Genomic DNA, 14,156 nt, shown 5'->3' on the forward strand with positions numbered 1-14,156 from the left:
CCGCGCTAGTTGCGCGGCGCGCCGGTGCCGCTGGTGTCGCCGGTGCCGGTGCCTTCCGCGTTTCCAGGCCCCGCGGCGCCGCTCTGGCCACCCTCGGCGGGCGCAGGCCTCTGCTGCGTCGTCGGCGTGTCGGGGTTCAAAGGTCCAGCCCGCTCACGCGAGACCAGGTTGTAGCCCACGGCACCTGCGATGAGCACGGCCACGAGGACCGCGCCCCAGCGGAATGCGCGCTTGTTGTCCTGCCGGTCGTGGCGGGCGTTGGCTCGTGTCGAAGAGTCCATGATGTTGGTTCTCGCTGAAGGCCGAAGCCCTCACCTTAGGCATGAAGCTGCTGCGAGGGCGTAGGAGCATCGAAGCGGCCTGCGTAGGAGGTATCGGCGGTGCGCTGACACGCATGCCGAGCACGGCTGCGATCCGCTGCTGCGCCCTCGCGCGTCAGGCTTCCGGCGACTCCGTGTCCAGGCCGCCGCCGGCGATCGCATCGCGTGCCGATTGCGCCAGCTTCTCGTAGCGGTCGCGGAAGATCTGCAACTCCTTGTCTTCCAGTTCTTCCAGATCCAGCAGCGCGTTGTGGGCGCCGCGCGTGGCGCGGATCAGTTCGTCGAGCTTGATCTGGATCGCGGCGGTGTCCCGGTTCTGTGAGTTCTGGATCAGGAAAACCATCAGGAAGGTGACGATGGTGGTGCCGGTGTTGATCACCAGTTGCCACGTATCGCTGAAGCCGAAGAGCGGTCCGCTGACGATCCAGGTCAGCACCACCCCCACCGCGAGCATGAAAACGCCGGGCCGGCCGCAGAAGCGCGATGCATTGGTGGCGAAGCGCGTGTAGACATCAGGCTTCTTCATTCTCGCCTCCGCAAAGGCAATGAACACGCGAGGCAATATAGCCAAGCTCTCCCACGCACGGCGTGGGACACCACCGCGTTCCGGAATGCGCACTGCGCGGATGGCAGCCCTCGTCCTACAGCCTCGAAGCCGCGGCGGCGCACACTGGAATCTCCCTCTTGAAAGGAGCCTGACCATGCCAGACACCAAGAGAAAGCATGCGCGCCGTGGGCCTGCCTCGCCTGGCAGCCCGAGCGACATGAAGGGCATCGAGAAGAAACACAGCAACCCGGACGGCACGACGCCGCACGAGTTGCCGACAACGACGCCGCGCGTTCCCACGAACAGCCCGGCATCGAGAAAACAACCCTGACCGACCGGCGCCTACATGCACTTGGCCCCTTGCCCGATCAACGCGGGCCGGGTGGCGGGGGATAGTGGCCCCCAGGCGGCGATCATGCCGCCCACCCACCAGGAGATGTCACATGACCCCCGTGAGCGAAACGAGCCGCAACGTCATTTCTTCCGAGCGCGTAGAGGGCACCACCGTCTATGCGGCCAACGGCGACAAGCTGGGCACCATCGACGACCTGATGATCGACAAGGTCTCGGGCCAGGTCTGCTACGCGGTGCTGGAGTTCGGCGGCTTCCTGGGCATCGGCACCGACCGCTACCCCGTGCCATGGAGCATGCTGGACTACGACACCACGCGTGAAGGCTACGTAGTGCCGCTGGACAAGCCCACCCTGGACGGCGCGCCGCGCTACGCCAAGGATGAGGTCCGCGACTACGATCCCGACTACCGCAACAACATCAACAGCTACTACGGGGTGGGCCCGCTCTGAGGGCGCCTCTCAGCCAACGGCGCGAATGCGCCCTTCCCGCGCGGCCTGCGCCAGCAGTGCCGCGACCGCGACGGACGCCAGCCGCGCAGGCTCGGAGTCTGCGCGGCTGGTGAGGATGACGGGCACCTTCGCGCCCAGCACGATGCCGGCGGCATAGGCGCCGGCGAGGAAGGTCAGGCTCTTGGCCAGCATGTTGCCGGCGTCGAGGTCGGGCGCAATCAGCACATCCGCGTGACCCGCCACCGGCGAGACGATGCCCTTGATGCGCGCGGCTTCGGCGTCGATGGCGTTGTCCATGGCCAGCGGGCCGTCCAGCACGCCGCCGGTGATCTGCCCGCGCTCCGCCATCTTGCACAGCGCCGCTGCGTCGATGGTCGACGGCACCTTCGAGTTCACCGTCTCCATGGCCGAGAGAATGGCGACCCGCACCGTGGTCAGACGCAGCGCATGCGCCAGGTCGATGGCGTTCTGCACGATATCGACCTTTTCTTCCAGCGTGGGCGCGATGTTGATGGCCGCATCGGAAATGATGAGCGGCTGCTGGTGCCCCGGCACGTCCATGACGAAGCAGTGACTGATGCGCCGCGCCGTGCGCAGGCCGGCCTCGCGCCGCACTACCGCGCCCATGAGTTCGTCGGTGTGCAGGCTGCCCTTCATCAAGGCGTCGACCTTGCCGTCTCGTGCCAAGACAGCCGCCTGCTCGGCCGCCGCATGGCTGTGAGGTGCGTCGATGAGCTCGATGCCCTGCAGTGAGGCGCCCAGTTCCTGTGCCGCTGCCTCGATCTTGGCGCGCGGGCCCACCAGCACCGGCACCATGAGCCCCATCCTGGCGGAACTCAGCGCCCCTTCGAGCGAGGGCCCGTTGGCCGGATGAACAACGGCCACGCGAAGCGGCGGGAGCTGGCGCACGGTGGCGATCAGGCGGTCGTAGTGCGGATGAGGTGCGTTGTCGGACGACATGGTTGAGGCTTCCAGCGCGTTGGCCACAAATACCTGAGCGAACTCGTGGGTATCCGAAGAATTGACGCGCGAATGGTGCATGCTGCTGCGCAACATAGCAAGCCCGAGGAGGGACAAGCGATGAGCGCATCCGATCACGTACCGGACGCCGTTGCCCTGCAACGCGCGATCCAGGATCTTGCCGCCTACAGCCTGGACACCTGGCAGCGCAGCGTGCTGACCGCCGACGTGCTGCGCGAGCGCGGCAACGTCTTCCTCGAGCACCTGCTGGCGGGCAAGCCGCCGCTGCTGACCTTCGAACACGAGCTGGTGCTGGACGGGCGCACCCTGCCCCGCCCCTGCAACTACTCGCTGCTGCGCATCGTGCCCACGGCCGGCATGCCCGTCGACGCGGCCAAGCGCCCCATCGTCATCGTCGACCCGCGCGCCGGGCACGGGCCGGGCATCGGCGGCTTCAAGCCCGATTCGGAAGTGGGAGTGGCATTGCGAGCGGGTCACACGGTGTACTTCGTCACCTTCTCACCCGAGCCCGAGGAAGGCCAGACGCTGGTCGACGTGGCACGTGCCGAGGCCGCCTTTCTCGAAGAGGTGGTGCACCGCCATCCCGAATGCCCGCAGAAGCCCGCCGTCATCGGCAACTGCCAGGCCGGCTGGGCCATGGCGGCGCTGGCCTCGGTGCGCGGCGACGTGATGGGGCCACTGGTGCTCAACGGCGCGCCGCTGTCCTACTGGTCGGGCAGCGCCAAGCAGAACCCCATGCGCTATGCCGGCGGCCTGCTGGGCGGTGCCTGGCTCTCGGCCTTCACCGCCGACATCTCGGGCGACCGCTTCGACGGCGCCTGGCTGGTGAACAACTTCGAGAACCTCAACCTGGGCAACACCTACTGGGGCAAGCTCTACAACCTCTACGCCAGCGTCGACACCGAGCGCGAGCGCTTCCTGGAGTTCGAGCGCTGGTGGGGCGGCTACTTCCGCATGACAGGCGAGGAGATCGAATCCATCGTCGAGAACCTCTTCGTGGGCAACCGCCTGGCGCGCGGCGAGGTCGAGGCGGACGGCGTGAAGGTGGACCTGCGCAACATCACTTCGCCGGTGGTGGTGTTCGCTTCATGGGGCGACAACATCACGCCGCCGCAGCAGGCGCTCGACTGGATCCTGGACGTGTGGGGCAGCGAGAAAGCGCTGGTGGCCGCGGGCCGCACCATCGTCTACATGCTGCATCCGACCATCGGGCACCTGGGCATCTTCGTGGGCGGCGCGGTGGCCCGCAAGGAGCACGACCAGGTGGTGAACACGCTCGACCAGATCGAGGCGCTGCCGCCGGGCCTGTTCGAGATGAAGATCGAGACCAGCGACCCGAACGCCGCCTTCGCCGCGCTGGAGACCGGCGGCTACAGCGTGCGCTTCGAGATGCGCAGCTTCGACGACATCCGCGCGCTGGACCCCGACGGACGCGGCGACGAGGCGATGTTCAGCACCATCGCGCAGCTGTCCGAGATGAACATGCAGGCCTACCGCACCTTCGCGCAGCCCTTCGTGCGGGCCATGGGCAGCCGCGCGCTGGGCGACTTCCTGCGCTGGGCGCATCCCTTGCGCCAGCAGCACCTGGCGCTGTCGGACATGAGCCCCTTTGCGCCCTGGCTGCGCCAGGCGGCCGAGCAGGCGCGCGAGCATCGCGAGCCGGTGGCGTCCGACAACGTCTGGCTGGCCTGGGAACGGCTGGGCTCGGAGTGGATCACAAAGGCCCTCGACAAGCTGGGCACGGCACGCGACGACGCGTCCGAGAAATGGCTGACGCTCGCCTATGGTCCGCGCGGGCTCGGGGCGCTGCTGCCGCCGGCCGTGGCCGACGAGCTGGCAGCCCTGCACCGCGCCGGCACCGACGAGGCCAAGGCGCGCCGCATGGCGCTGGCCAACGTGGACAAGGGCGGCTTCGCCGAGGCGGTGTGCCGCATCGTGCTGGCGGGCATCACGCGCGGCGGCGGCATCGAGCGGCGCAACCTGCGCATCGCGCAGCTGCTGGGCAGCTCGCATCGCGAGATGGTGCGGCAGATGGTGGGCGTGCCCGCCAGCGCCGAGCCGCTGGACTGGCCGAAGATCTTCGACGCGCAGGCCCTCATCGTCACCTTCGCGCCGCAGGAAGCCATGGGCGCCCTGCCCAAGCTGCTGCCCACCCAGGCCGAGCGCGAACACGCACTGGCGCTGGGCGCCGCGGTGCTGATGGCCGAGCCGACGCTCTCCGACCCGAATTCGCCCGCTGCGCATTTCATCCGCGAGCGCCTGGGCGTGGACCCGGCGCGCATCGCCGCACTGTCGCTTTCACTGGCCCAGACCGTGGCGAGCGACCAGGCGCTGGGCAGCAGCGCGCCGGTGCCGGGCGTGTCGACCGACGCGCCGGCGAAAGAGCCGCGCCGCCAGACCAGGACGACCGCGAAATCCACCGGAAAGACCACGGTGAACGCGACGGCCAAGGCCACCGCGAAGTCCGCGCCTGAGGCGGCGCCCAGGACGGCGCCCGAGTCAGCGCCCAAGAAGGCGGCGAAGACGGCGGCCAGGAAGACAGCCAAAGCCGCGCCCAAGACCACGGCCAAGGCAGCGGCAGGCAGGGGCAAGGCCGAGCCCGCCGCCAAGCCCTCCCAGCGCGAACTGCGCCTGGTCGTGAACCGCCCCGCCACGGGCAAGGGCGCCACCGCCTCGCGGAAGCGTTCCTCATGAGCACCACCGTGCAGGCGCCGCTGGCCGGCAAGAAGATCCTGGTGACAGGCATCGCCAACGACCAATCCATCGCCTGGGGTTGCGCTGTCGCCTTCAAGGCGCTGGGGGCCGAGCTGGCCATCACCTACCTCAACGACAAGGCCAGGCCGCATGTGGAGCCGCTGGCCAAACAGCTGGACGCCGCACTCCTGCTGCCGCTGGACGTGACACAGCCCGGGGCGCTCGAAGCGGTGTTCGACGCGCTGCGCGAACGCTGGGGCGTGCTGCATGCCGCGGTGCATTCCATCGCCTACGCGCCCAAGGCCGACCTGCAGGGGCGGCTCACAGACTGCTCGTCCGCCGGCTTCGGCATGGCGATGGACGTGTCCTGCCACAGCTTCATCCGCATGGCGCACCTGGCCGAGCCGCTGATGCGCGATGGCGGCACGCTCATCACCATGAGCTTCCACGGCGCGCACAAGGTGGTGGAGAACTACAACGTCATGGGCCCGGTGAAGGCCGCGCTGGAAGCCTCGGTGCGCTACCTCGCCCACGAGCTGGGGCCGGGCGGCATCCGTGTGCATGCAGTGTCCCCGGGACCGATCCGCACGCGCGCCGCCTCGGGGCTGGCGGAGTTCGATGCGCTGCTGGACGATGCCACCGCGCGCGCACCGGCGCACCAGCTCGCGAGCATCGAGGACGTGGGCTACGCCACCGCCATGCTGTGCACCGACCATGCGCGCTTGCTGACCGGCTCGACGCTCGACGTCGACGGCGGCTATCACATCATGAATTGAGGACAGGCAATGATCGAAGCCTCGGCCGACGGCGGCATGGTGGCGGTGGCGAATGCGGGTTCGTCCAGCCTCAAGTTCTCGCTCTACGAGCCCGACGGCGGCGATCTGCGCCTGGTGTTGCGCGGCCTGGCCGAAGGCCTGGACACCTCGCCGCACTTCGTGGCCAAGGACCCCTCGGGCAAGGTCCTGCAGGAACACCGCTGGGGCGAAGGCCAGAAGCTGGGCCACGACGCGGCGCTGCACCACGTGATCTCGGCCGTTCGCGAACTGGTGCCCGGCGGCACGCTGCGCGGCATCGGCCACCGCGTGGTGCACGGCGGGCCCGACTACTCGCAGCCGATGATCGTCACGCCCGAAGTGATGCCCAAGCTGGAAGCGCTCTCGCCGCTGGCGCCGCTGCACCAGCCCAACAATCTCTCCCCCATCCGGCTGGCCTTCGAGGCCCTCCCCGGCGTGCCGCAGGTCGCCTGCTTCGACACCGCCTTCCACCGCAGCACGCCCGAGCTGGCGCAGATGTATGCGCTGCCCTACCGCTACTTCGAGGAAGGCGTGCGGCGCTACGGCTTCCATGGGCTCTCGTACGAATACATCGCCTCGCAGCTGCCGCAAGTGGCACCTGACCTGGCGCGCGGCAAGGTCATCGCCATGCACCTGGGCAACGGCGCCAGCCTGTGCGCCATGGACAGCGGCCGCAGCATCGCCAGCACCATGGGATTCAGCGCGCTGGAAGGCCTGCCCATGGGCACGCGCAGCGGCGCCATCGACCCCGGCGTGCTGCTGTACCTGCTGGAGCAGCGCGGCATGGCGCCCAAGGCGGTGGAGCGGATGCTCTACAAGGACTCGGGCCTGCTGGGTGTCTCGGGCGTGTCCAGCGACATGCGCGACCTGCTGGGCAGCGACGTGCCGCGTGCCGCGCTGGCGGTCGATCTCTACGTCTACCGCATCGTGCGCGAGGTCGGCTCGCTCGCGGCTGCGCTGGGCGGCCTGGACGGCGTGGTCTTCACCGCCGGCATCGGCGAGCACGCAGCGCCGGTGCGCGAGCGCGTGCTGAAGGGCCTGGGCTGGCTGGGCGCCGAACTGGACGCCGCGGCCAACGACAAGGCAGGGCCGCGCATCAGCACGGCCGGCTCGCGCTGCTCGGCCTGGGTGATCCCGACCGACGAGGAACTGATGATCGCGCGCCACACCCTGCAAGTGCTGGCAGCCTGAAACCACGGGGCGCTGGACGGTAGCGCTATCACGGTCTATAAAATGCGGGCATGGACCAGCCCAGCCCCGCCGCACCTGCTGCCACCCGTCGCTCACGCCGCGGCAGCGGCGCGGTCACCCTGCACGACGTGGCCAAGCTGGCGGGCGTGGCACCCATCACCGCGTCGCGTGCGCTCAGCTCACCCAAACAGGTCTCGCCCGAGGTGCTCAAACGGGTGACCGACGCGGTCAGCAAGACCGGCTACGTGCGCAACGGGCTGGCCGGCAGCCTGGCCTCCACGCGCAGCCGGCTGGTGGCGGCGGTGGTGCCCACCATCGCCGGACCGGTGTTCCAGAACAGCATCCAGTCCCTCACCGAGGCGCTGGCCGAGTCGGGCTACCAGCTCATGCTGGGCCAGAGCGGCTACGTGAATTCGCGCGAGGACGCCCTGCTCGAAGCCATCATCGGCAGGCGGCCGGACGGCATCGTGCTCACCGGCATCATGCATTCGGCCGAGGGCCGCAAGCGCCTGATGGCGGCTGGCATTCCCGTGGTCGAGACCTGGGACCTGACGCCCACGCCCCTGGACATGCTGGTGGGCTTCTCGCACGTCGACGTGGGCACGGCGATGGCCGAGTACCTCATCGGCAAGGGCCACCGGCGCCTGGCGGTGGTGGCCGGCGACGACGAACGGGCGGATCGGCGGCTGCTGTCCTTCGAGACCGCGGCGCGCGCTGCGGGCCTGCCCGAGGTGGTGGCCGTCCGGGTGCCGGCACCCACCACGCTCAAGAGCGGTCGGGAGGCGCTGGGCCAGTTGCTGGAAAGCGGCGCGGTGGACGCCGTGTTCTGCAGCTCCGACCTGCTGGCCCTGGGCGTGCTGACGGAGGCCCGCACCCGCGGCATCGATGTGCCCAAGGACTTGGCGGTGACGGGCTTCGGCGACCTGGAGTTCGCCGCCGACCTGGAGCCCTCCCTCACCACGGTGCGCATTGACGGCCAGGCCATCGGCCGGCAGGCGGCGCGTTTCATCATCGACCGCGCTGAGGGCCGCACGGCTGAAGCGGCGGTGGTGGACGTGGGCTTCCAGATCATCGAACGCGCGAGCGCCTGAGCCGCACGGCCCGGGTTATCCCTTAGTTCAAAACCTTGACGCCTCGAACGGTAGCGCTACCATTCATGCATCTTCATGGTAGCGCTACCGTACCGCGCCGCATCACGAAGCGACCTTTTCCGCTCCCTGCTCATCACTTCCCTCCGGAGACATCCACATGCTGACGAAAAAGCTCATCTGCACCCTGGCCCTCGGCTTGGCCGCCGTGGCCGCCCATGCCCAGACCTGGCCGTCCAAGCCCGTGACACTGCTGGTGCCCTTCCCGGCCGGCGGCTCCACCGACATGGTGGCCCGCGCCCTGAGCACCAAGCTGGGCACCTCGCTCAACCAGACCTTCGTGGTCGACAACAAGGCCGGTGCCACCGGCACCATCGGCGCCACGCAGGTCAAGCGCTCGGCGCCCGACGGCAGCATGTTCCTCGTCACCTCGCTGGGCCCGCTGGTGATCGCGCCGCACCTCATCAAGGGCATCCAGTACGACGCGCTGAAGGACTTCGACACCATCACCGTGGCCGTGCAGGCGCCCAACGTGCTGGTGGTGCCCGCCACCTCGCCGCACAAGACCCTGGCCGACGTGATCGCCTTCGAGAAGAAGAACCCCGGCAAGATGACCTTCGCCTCGTCGGGCAACGGCTCCAGCGACCACCTCACGGCCGAGCTGTTCTGGCAGCAGAGCGGCACCACGGGCCTGCACGTGCCCTACAAGGGTGGCGCTCCCGCCATCTCCGACCTGCTGGGCGCGCAGGTGGACGCCTCCTTCCAGAACGTGAACGCGGTCATCCCGCACATCAAGGCCGGCAAGCTCAAGGCCCTGGCCGTCACGGGCGACAAGCGCTCGCCGGTGCTGCCCGACGTGCCCACCATGGCCGAGGCCGGCGTGAAGGGCGTGGACGTCTATTCCTGGCAGGCCGTCGTCGCGCCCAAGGGCCTGCCCGCCGACGTGCGAGCCAAGGCGCACGACAGCATGGTCGCCGCGCTGAACGACCCGGCCGTGAAGCAGCAGTTCAGCGCCATCGGCCTGGAGATCGTCGCCAACACGCCCGAGCAGTTCGCCGCCTTCCAGGCGCAGGAATCCGCGCGCTGGAAAAAGGTCATCGAGACCGGCAAGATCACTGCCGACTGAAAGCTCTCCCCAAGTCTTCTGCTGTCACACATCACGCAAGCAAACCAAAGAAAAGCCATGAGTTCCACACCCACCATCACTGCCCTGCGCGCCATCCCGGTGGCTGGCCGCGACAGCATGCTGCTCAACCTGAGCGGCGCGCACGGCCCCTTCTTCACCCGCAACCTGCTGGTGCTCACCGACTCGGACGGCCGCACCGGCGTGGGCGAAGTGCCCGGCGGCGAGAAGATCCGCCAGACCCTGGAAGACGCCGCCCCCATGGTCGTCGGCCAGCCCATCGGCGCCCACCAGCGCGTGCTGCAGCAGGTGCAGCAGGCCTTCGCCGACCGCGACAGCGGCGGGCGGGGCTTGCAGACTTTCGACCTGCGCACCACCATCCACGCGGTGACTGCCATCGAATCGGCCATGCTCGACCTGCTGGGCCAGCACCTGGAAGTGCCGGTGGCCGCGCTCCTGGGCGAAGGCCAGCAGCGCGAATCCGTGGAGATGCTGGGCTACCTGTTCTACGTCGGCGACAAGAAGAAGACCGACCTGCCCTACGCCAGCGAGCCCGACGCTAACAACGACTGGTTCCGCCTGCGCCACGAGGAAGCGATGACCCCCCAGGCCATCGTCCGCCTGGCCGAGGCCGCGCGCGAGAAGTACGGCTTCGACGACTTCAAGCTCAAGGGCGGCGTGCTGCGCGGCGACGAGGAGGTCGACGCCATCGTCGCCCTGCACGAGCGCTTTCCGCAGGCGCGCGTCACGCTCGACCCCAACGGCGGCTGGCTGCTCAAGGACGCGATCCGCCTGGGCCAGCGCATGCGCGGCGTGGTGGCCTATGCCGAAGACCCCTGCGGTGCAGAAGATGGCTTCTCCGGCCGCGAGGTGATGGCCGAGTTCCGCCGCGGTACGGGCCTGCCCACCGCCACCAACATGATCGCCACCGACTGGCGCCAGCTGACGCACGCACTCTCGCTGCAGTCGGTGGACATTCCGCTGGCCGACCCGCACTTCTGGACCATGGCCGGCTCGGTGCGCGTGGCGCAGACCTGCCGCGACTGGGGCCTGACCTGGGGCTCGCATTCCAACAACCACTTCGACGTGTCGCTGGCCATGTTCACCCAGGTGGGCGCCGCGGCGCCGGGCAAGGTCACCGCCATCGACACCCACTGGATCTGGCAGGATGGCCAGCGCCTGACCAAGGAGCCGCTGCAGATCGTGGGCGGCCATGTGCAGGTTCCGAAGAAGCCGGGCCTGGGCGTGGAACTGGACATGGCCGAGGTCGAGAAGGCGCACCAGCTGTACAAGCAGCACGGGCTGGGCGCGCGCGACGACGCGATCGCCATGCAGGCGCTGCTGCCGGGCTGGAAGTTCGATCCGAAGCGCCCTGCCTTCGTCCGATAGATTCATCCAACACAACCAACGGAGACATCGATGAGAGCCAACCGCCTGCGTGAGATCTGGTCGTCCGGGGGAGCCGCCGTCAACGGCTGGCTCGCCATCCCGAACGGCTTTTCCGCCGAGACCATGGCCCACCAGGGCTGGGACACGCTCACCATCGACATGCAGCACGGCGTGATCGACTACCAGGCCATGGTGGGCATGCTGCAGGCGGTCTCCACAACCCCCACGGTGCCCATCGTGCGGGTGCCGTGGCTGGAGCCGGCATCGCTGATGAAGGCGCTGGACGCCGGCGCCTACGGCGTGATCTGCCCCATGATCAACACGCGGGAAGATGCGCAGAAGCTGGTCGAGTGGACCCACTACGCGCCGCGCGGCTCGCGCAGCTTCGGACCAGTGCGCGCCCTGCTCTACGGCGGCGCCGACTATCCGCAGCACGCCAACGACACCATCGTGACCTTCGCGATGATCGAGACCGCCAAGGCGCTGGACAACCTCGACGCGATCATGTCGGTCGAGGGGCTCGACGCGGTCTACATCGGCCCTTCCGATCTCTCCCTCGCGCTGGGCTGCCGGCCGGTGTTCGACGACGTCGATCCGCCGGTGCAGCAGGCCATCGACCACATCCTTGCGCGCGCCAAGGCACACGGCCTGGTGGCAGGCGTGCACAACGGCGACCCGGCGGTGGCGCTGTCGCGCATTGCCAAGGGCTTCCAGTTCGTCACCGTCGGCTCCGACGCGCGGCTGATGGCCGCCGGCGCGCAGGCCGCGCTGACCCGCATGCGTGGCGGCGCGGCGCCAGCATCTGCCCCCGCGCCTGCTTCGAACAGCAGCGCCAGCTACTGATGAACACTTTCAACAAGGAGAAGTCATGAACATCGGCTTTATCGGCCTGGGCATCATGGGCACGCCCATGGCCCTGCACCTGGCGGCCGCCGGCCACCAGCTCTTCGTGAAGACGCGCAGCAAGGTGCCGGCGGACATCGCTGCCGCCAACGCCAAGGTCTGCGCCAGCGGCGAAGAGGTGGCGCGCAATGCGGAAGTCATCTTCCTCATGGTGCCCGACACGCCCGACGTGGAGCTGGTGCTCTTCGGCGAAGGCGGCGTGGCCAAGGGGCTGTCCAAGGGCAAGACCGTGGTGGACATGAGTTCCATCTCGCCCATCGCCACCAAGGCCTTCGCCAAGCGCGTGGCCGAGACCGGCGCCGACTACATGGATGCGCCGGTCTCCGGCGGCGAGGTGGGCGCCAAGGCGGCCAGCCTGACCATCATGTGCGGCGCAGAGCCGTCGGTGTTCGAGAAGGTCCAGCCCCTGCTGGAGAAGATGGGCAAGAACATCACCCTGGTGGGCGGCGTGGGCGACGGCCAGACCACCAAGGTGGCCAACCAGATCATCGTGGCGCTGAACATCGCCGCGGTGAGCGAGGCGCTGGTCTTCGCCAGCAAGGCCGGCGCCGACCCGGCCAAGGTGCGCCAGGCGCTGATGGGCGGCTTCGCGTCCAGCCGCATCCTGGAAGTGCACGGCGAACGCATGATCAAGCGCACCTTCAACCCGGGCTTTCGCATCAAGCTGCACCAGAAGGACCTGGGCCTGGCGCTGCAGGGCGCCAAGGAACTGGGCGTGTCGCTGCCGCAGACGGCCAATGCCGCGCAGCTCATGCAGGCCTGCGCCGCCAACGGCATGGGCGACCTGGACCACTCGGCCCTGGTGCGTGCGCTGGAGCTGATGGCCAACCATCCGGTCGCCAAGGAATAGCGCCCCGCCCCGGCCCGCCGCCCGTGCGGGCCTAGTGCCTCTTGCCCGGCCCGCCCCGCGTCTGGTCCTGCTGCAGGCGAAGCCGCGTGATGCGGTCGATCAGCTCCAGCGGCAGCGGTCGGTCCATCGCGAAGCGCAGGTTGCCCTTCTCGCCGGCGTAGGGCGCCACCGCCTCCTCAAGCTCGGCACTGCCGCGCACCGGCGGGTAGAAGCCGATGTGCTTCTTGAAGGCCGCGAAATAAACCAGGATGCCGTGCGCCTTGAAGGCCGGGATCCGGTAGCTGATGACCTCCCGCGCATCGGGCGCGGCGGCGTGCACCGCCTGGCGCACCTGCTCCAGCAGCGCCTGCGTGGCGGGCGCGAAGCCGGAGATGTATTCGTCGATGTTGGCCGGAACGGCGATGGGCGGGGCGGCCGCGCCGGGTGCGGTCCGGGTGCGATGCGCCGAGCGGTGTGCTGTCATGCCCATGAATCTGGCCTCCTGGCGCCTTTGCCCAGGCTAGCGTAGCAGGAAGCCCGCGGCTTGGCCCCTAACGAAAGGCAGGGGGTCGCTTATGCAGATTGGCCTGTATCGCCTCGACCTGGTTGGGGCTGCCGATCAGCGCCTTCTGCTCCACCGACTCGCGCAGCAGCAGCCCGGCCGCATCCAGGCTGGTCGAGGCATTGAGCAGCCGCTTGCCGCCGCGGATGGCATCGGGGCTCCTGCCGGCGATCTCGGCGGCCAGCTTCAGGGCTTCGGACAGCGGGTCCTCGGCCAGGCGGGTGGCCAGGCCGATGCGGACCGCCTCCTCGGCCTCGACGATGCGACCACTGTAGGTCAGCTCGCGCACCAGGTCCGCGCGCACCAGCTCGCGCATCAGCACCATGCCGCCCATGTCGGGCACCAGTCCCCACTTGATCTCCATCACCGACATGCGGGTGCCGGGCGCGATCAGCCGGATGTCGGCGCCCAGCGCCACCTGAAGGCCGCCGCCGAAGGCCACGCCGTGCACCGCGGCGATGACCGGCACTGGCACCTCGCGCCAGACCATGGCCACGTGCTGCGCCACGTTGGAGATGCCGTGGGTGCGGGTCGTCAGGTCCACGCCAGTGGCGCCCTGCCCCAGCACCTCGCTGCCGCCGGGGCCGCCGCCGGCCATGCGGGCGAAGGACTGCATGTCCAGGCCGGCGCAGAAGGCCTTGCCCTGGCCGGAGATGACCACGGCGCGTGCCTCGCCTTCGGCCTTGAGGCGCTCGCCGGCGTCGATCAGGGCGTCGAACATGGCCGGGTCCAGCGCGTTCATCTTGTCGGGGCGTGCCAGCTGCAGCTCGACCACGCCGTTGTCGTGGCGGGTCCAGTGGATGCGGGCGTCGTCGGGCGAGAGGGTGATCATGGGTGTCTTGTATGGATGCCTCCCGGCTATGAGGAGTAACCCGCATCGGTGTTGTGAAGAAGTCGGCTGCTGCCTTGTATCCGGCCTGTTGTGTGAGGAG

General features: G+C 69.0%; 15 protein-coding genes. 10 read left to right on the plus strand and 5 right to left on the minus strand.

The window, feature by feature from the left end:
* Positions 1-5: 5 nt before the first annotated feature.
* Together BM345_RS23590 and BM345_RS23595 are read right to left on the minus strand one after the other, a co-directional pair.
* Positions 6-281, minus strand: coding sequence for a hypothetical protein (locus BM345_RS23590; protein WP_093384479.1), 276 nt, complete (start codon positions 279-281; stop codon positions 6-8).
* Between the two features lie 154 nt (positions 282-435).
* Entirely contained in the window at positions 436-846 is a 411-nt protein-coding gene (locus BM345_RS23595) for a low affinity iron permease family protein (RefSeq protein ID WP_093384482.1), read from the minus strand.
* Between the two features lie 175 nt (positions 847-1,021).
* On the opposite strand from BM345_RS23595, the gene BM345_RS30260 reads away from it, so the two are divergent.
* Positions 1,022-1,198 (plus strand): hypothetical protein, encoded by a 177-nt coding sequence (locus BM345_RS30260; protein ID WP_175545126.1) that lies wholly within the window; start codon positions 1,022-1,024, stop codon positions 1,196-1,198.
* 112 nt (positions 1,199-1,310) lie between these two features.
* On the plus strand, positions 1,311-1,670 hold the full coding sequence (locus BM345_RS23600) for a PRC-barrel domain-containing protein (protein ID WP_093384485.1): 360 nt from the start codon (positions 1,311-1,313) through the stop codon (positions 1,668-1,670).
* 9 nt (positions 1,671-1,679) lie between these two features.
* On the opposite strand, the gene BM345_RS23605 is transcribed toward BM345_RS23600, so the two are convergent.
* Complete coding sequence (locus BM345_RS23605) at positions 1,680-2,630, minus strand: phosphate acetyltransferase (RefSeq protein ID WP_093384488.1); 951 nt, start codon at positions 2,628-2,630, stop codon at positions 1,680-1,682.
* A gap of 120 nt (positions 2,631-2,750) precedes the next feature.
* Here BM345_RS23605 and BM345_RS23610 point away from each other — a divergent pair, with 120 nt between their 5' ends.
* The 8 genes from BM345_RS23610 (at position 2,751) to BM345_RS23645 (ending at position 12,683) form a co-directional block, all read left to right on the plus strand.
* A complete protein-coding gene (locus BM345_RS23610) occupies positions 2,751-5,345 on the plus strand; it encodes a DUF3141 domain-containing protein (protein WP_175545127.1) in 2,595 nt (864 codons plus the stop codon).
* Positions 5,342-6,121, plus strand: a complete 780-nt coding sequence (gene fabI, locus BM345_RS23615; RefSeq protein ID WP_093384491.1) for an enoyl-ACP reductase FabI — start codon at positions 5,342-5,344, stop codon at positions 6,119-6,121. Before BM345_RS23610 ends, fabI begins: the two co-directional genes overlap by 4 nt.
* A 9-nt stretch (positions 6,122-6,130) precedes the next feature.
* Positions 6,131-7,330, plus strand: coding sequence for an acetate/propionate family kinase (locus tag BM345_RS23620; protein ID WP_175545128.1), 1,200 nt, complete (start codon positions 6,131-6,133; stop codon positions 7,328-7,330).
* Between the two features lie 50 nt (positions 7,331-7,380).
* On the plus strand, positions 7,381-8,421 hold the full coding sequence (locus tag BM345_RS23625; RefSeq protein ID WP_093384494.1) for a LacI family DNA-binding transcriptional regulator: 1,041 nt from the start codon (positions 7,381-7,383) through the stop codon (positions 8,419-8,421).
* Between the two features lie 157 nt (positions 8,422-8,578).
* Positions 8,579-9,544 carry a Bug family tripartite tricarboxylate transporter substrate binding protein gene (locus tag BM345_RS23630; protein WP_093384497.1) on the plus strand — a complete coding sequence of 322 codons (966 nt, stop codon included), beginning with the start codon at positions 8,579-8,581 and terminating at the stop codon, positions 9,542-9,544.
* Between the two features lie 57 nt (positions 9,545-9,601).
* Positions 9,602-10,930, plus strand: a complete 1,329-nt coding sequence (gudD, locus tag BM345_RS23635; RefSeq protein ID WP_093384500.1) for a glucarate dehydratase — start codon at positions 9,602-9,604, stop codon at positions 10,928-10,930.
* Positions 10,931-10,960: 30 nt separating this feature from the next.
* The gene (locus BM345_RS23640; RefSeq protein WP_093384503.1) at positions 10,961-11,773 is read left to right on the plus strand and encodes an HpcH/HpaI aldolase family protein; all 813 of its coding nucleotides are present in this window, start codon (positions 10,961-10,963) and stop codon (positions 11,771-11,773) included.
* 25 nt (positions 11,774-11,798) lie between these two features.
* The gene (locus tag BM345_RS23645; protein WP_093384506.1) at positions 11,799-12,683 is read left to right on the plus strand and encodes a 2-hydroxy-3-oxopropionate reductase; all 885 of its coding nucleotides are present in this window, start codon (positions 11,799-11,801) and stop codon (positions 12,681-12,683) included.
* A gap of 31 nt (positions 12,684-12,714) precedes the next feature.
* On the opposite strand, the gene BM345_RS23650 is transcribed toward BM345_RS23645, so the two are convergent.
* Positions 12,715-13,152 (minus strand): iron chaperone, encoded by a 438-nt coding sequence (locus BM345_RS23650; protein WP_217654024.1) that lies wholly within the window; start codon positions 13,150-13,152, stop codon positions 12,715-12,717.
* A gap of 61 nt (positions 13,153-13,213) precedes the next feature.
* Entirely contained in the window at positions 13,214-14,056 is an 843-nt protein-coding gene (locus tag BM345_RS23655) for a crotonase/enoyl-CoA hydratase family protein (protein WP_093384508.1), read from the minus strand.
* Between the last annotated feature and the right edge of the window lie 100 nt (positions 14,057-14,156).

The sequence above is a fragment of the Variovorax sp. OV329 genome (genome assembly GCF_900114785.1).
In the GTDB taxonomy this organism is placed as follows: Bacteria; Pseudomonadota; Gammaproteobacteria; order Burkholderiales; family Burkholderiaceae_C; genus Variovorax.

What these genes read in the sequence shown, in the direction of transcription:
- BM345_RS23590 (WP_093384479.1), bottom strand. Translation starts at nt 281, where the DNA reads ATGGACTCTTCGACACGAGCCAACGCCCGCCACGACCGGCAGGACAAC.
- BM345_RS23595 (WP_093384482.1), bottom strand. Translation starts at nt 846, where the DNA reads ATGAAGAAGCCTGATGTCTACACGCGCTTCGCCACCAATGCATCGCGC.
- BM345_RS30260 (WP_175545126.1), top strand. Translation starts at nt 1,022, where the DNA reads ATGCCAGACACCAAGAGAAAGCATGCGCGCCGTGGGCCTGCCTCGCCT.
- BM345_RS23600 (WP_093384485.1), top strand. Translation starts at nt 1,311, where the DNA reads ATGACCCCCGTGAGCGAAACGAGCCGCAACGTCATTTCTTCCGAGCGC.
- BM345_RS23605 (WP_093384488.1), bottom strand. Translation starts at nt 2,630, where the DNA reads ATGTCGTCCGACAACGCACCTCATCCGCACTACGACCGCCTGATCGCC.
- BM345_RS23610 (WP_175545127.1), top strand. Translation starts at nt 2,751, where the DNA reads ATGAGCGCATCCGATCACGTACCGGACGCCGTTGCCCTGCAACGCGCG.
- fabI (WP_093384491.1), top strand. Translation starts at nt 5,342, where the DNA reads ATGAGCACCACCGTGCAGGCGCCGCTGGCCGGCAAGAAGATCCTGGTG.
- BM345_RS23620 (WP_175545128.1), top strand. Translation starts at nt 6,131, where the DNA reads ATGATCGAAGCCTCGGCCGACGGCGGCATGGTGGCGGTGGCGAATGCG.
- BM345_RS23625 (WP_093384494.1), top strand. Translation starts at nt 7,381, where the DNA reads ATGGACCAGCCCAGCCCCGCCGCACCTGCTGCCACCCGTCGCTCACGC.
- BM345_RS23630 (WP_093384497.1), top strand. Translation starts at nt 8,579, where the DNA reads ATGCTGACGAAAAAGCTCATCTGCACCCTGGCCCTCGGCTTGGCCGCC.
- gudD (WP_093384500.1), top strand. Translation starts at nt 9,602, where the DNA reads ATGAGTTCCACACCCACCATCACTGCCCTGCGCGCCATCCCGGTGGCT.
- BM345_RS23640 (WP_093384503.1), top strand. Translation starts at nt 10,961, where the DNA reads ATGAGAGCCAACCGCCTGCGTGAGATCTGGTCGTCCGGGGGAGCCGCC.
- BM345_RS23645 (WP_093384506.1), top strand. Translation starts at nt 11,799, where the DNA reads ATGAACATCGGCTTTATCGGCCTGGGCATCATGGGCACGCCCATGGCC.
- BM345_RS23650 (WP_217654024.1), bottom strand. Translation starts at nt 13,152, where the DNA reads ATGGGCATGACAGCACACCGCTCGGCGCATCGCACCCGGACCGCACCC.
- BM345_RS23655 (WP_093384508.1), bottom strand. Translation starts at nt 14,056, where the DNA reads ATGATCACCCTCTCGCCCGACGACGCCCGCATCCACTGGACCCGCCAC.